Annotated in this window: 3 protein-coding genes; 1 reads left to right on the top strand and 2 read right to left on the bottom strand. The window is 67.1% G+C overall.

All coding sequences use genetic code 11. The features are described 5' to 3' along the window. Nucleotides 1–132 precede the first annotated feature (132 nt). Nucleotides 133–303, bottom strand: a complete 171-nt coding sequence (locus tag ABZS54_RS42830; RefSeq protein WP_020554947.1) for a DUF5670 family protein — start codon at nt 301–303, stop codon at nt 133–135. A gap of 278 nt (nt 304–581) precedes the next feature. Next, on the bottom strand, nt 582–980 hold the full coding sequence (locus ABZS54_RS42825; RefSeq protein ID WP_355548851.1) for a PRC-barrel domain containing protein: 399 nt from the start codon (nt 978–980) through the stop codon (nt 582–584). 499 nt (nt 981–1479) lie between these two features. On the opposite strand from ABZS54_RS42825, the gene ABZS54_RS42820 reads away from it, so the two are divergent. Then, nucleotides 1480–1686, top strand: coding sequence for a cold-shock protein (locus ABZS54_RS42820; protein ID WP_355548848.1), 207 nt, complete (start codon nt 1480–1482; stop codon nt 1684–1686). Nucleotides 1687–1904 lie beyond the last annotated feature (218 nt).

Genomic DNA, 1904 nt, shown 5'->3' with positions numbered 1-1904 from the left:
GCGGGCGCGTTCGGCGCCCGAGTACCTGCCTTCTCTGCTGCTGGACCTCGATCAGATGCTGGACGAGTTCACGCGGTGTCCGGGTGGGGCCACGGCCCGCATCAGGTGAGGTGCCGCCATCGGGCGACGCTGCTACCACCGGTACCAACGGCCACGGCCGCCGCCGCTGCCGGCCGAGCGGAAGACGAAGCCGAGCGCCCAGACGATCAGGACGATGACGGCGATCCACCACAGGGCTTTCAGCGCGAAACCGGCGCCAAAAAGGATCAGGGCAAGAAGCAGGACAACCAGAAGGGGAATCATTGTTTTTACCTCCGCAGCACGTGTGCCCCACACATTCGGGTGCATGCCTGGAAAAGAGAGTCGTTGGCGACAGGATCCGCGGAAAGGAATCGCCCGTTTCGCGAGAGCAGTCGGCGTCGCTCGGCCCCGTGCCGCCCGGAGTCGGATTGCCACGACACCCGGCCGGCCGGCCCATTCGTCGGTCGTTGGCACGCCGAACCGCGCCGTCCACGACGCGCAGGGCGCTCCACCGGCCCGGAGCCGGCCGAGCGCCCTGCGCGTTGTCATCGGCGTACGGACTACAGGGTGCCCGCCGGGCCGGTGCCGGGGGCGCCGGGAGAGCCGGGGGCCGTGTTGCCGTAGTAGTCGCCGGTACGGGTGCGGTGATCGGGGTCGCCGAGGTGCTTGTCCTTGTCGAACTCCGGCGAGTTCTTGATCTCCTCCTTGGTGCAGGAGACGTAAACCACCTCACCCTGTACATCGACTCGCGAGATCGTGCCCGCAGGCAACAGGACGTGCTTGCCGAAGATCCACACGCCGGTGTCCACCACCAGGTAGGACGCGTCGACCTCGTCGTTGTGCTTGTCCACCTTGCCGATGTGGCCGTCGGTGGCCTCGACCTTGTAGCCGGTCAGGCTGGTTCCCGCGGTGTAGCCGGACTCGGGGTGGTGACCCCACACGTTGTCGCCGGTGCTCACTGGGGACTCCTCTACTCTTGACGAACTCCACTGCCGGGCAAGCCAGTTACCGCGCCGGGAGCCGTCGTCTCGAATGGATTCGACCCACGCCTGCCCCATCACCTCCACCGCACACCCACTCCGACAAAGGGTTTCGACGCCCCGGCGAAGCGCAGGACGCACGAGAACAGGCCCCGGCCGCTGCTGCCCGAGGCGCCGACGCGGAGGCGATGCGGGCGATCAGTGAGACCGCGCACGGGCCGGCGTGCATCGGTTGCCGTCCCCCGAAAATCCCCGGTCATCGGGACCGGTTGGTCGTCGGAGTCCACGAGGCCGTCGGCATTCGTGCTACGTTGATCTCAGTTGCAGTTGTGGTACCCATGAACTTTGTGTGCACCTGACGGGCGTGATCCGTGGGTGCATTTTTTGTTTGCCGGTCATCTCCGGGTGGGCTCCTTGCGGCGACGCGGAATCGCACTGTGTGGATTCCGGTACTGCTTCCCTAACGAAGGAGAACGACATGTCGACCACTGGCACCGTGAAGTGGTTCAACGCGGAAAAGGGCTTCGGCTTCATCGAGCAGGACGGCGGCGGCCCCGACGTCTTCGCCCACTACTCGAACATCGCCGCCCAGGGCTTCCGTGAGCTCCAGGAAGGCCAGAAGGTCTCCTTCGACGTCACCCAGGGCCAGAAGGGCCCGCAGGCGGAGAACATCGTTCCCGCCTGACGCCCTTTCGGCGCCCCCGTGCCAGGGCCCGCCACCGTGAGGTAGCGGGCCCTGGTACGGCGTTCGTATTTTTGCCGCAGGTCGCTCGCCCCTCCTTCCGAGGCCCCGGCGACGGCACGCGATGCAGTATCCCCGCCCGGTAGGCGGCAGCCGACGGCTTACGACCGCGCACCGCCCACCGCCCCCGGACTTCGCAGTCCGTTCGAGCCGGCCCCTTT

Source organism: Embleya sp. NPDC005575, assembly GCF_040605455.1.
Lineage (GTDB): Bacteria > Actinomycetota > Actinomycetes > Streptomycetales > Streptomycetaceae > Embleya.
The sequence above is the reverse complement of the archived record's forward strand: the minus strand, read 5'-3'. Positions and strand labels throughout refer to the sequence as shown.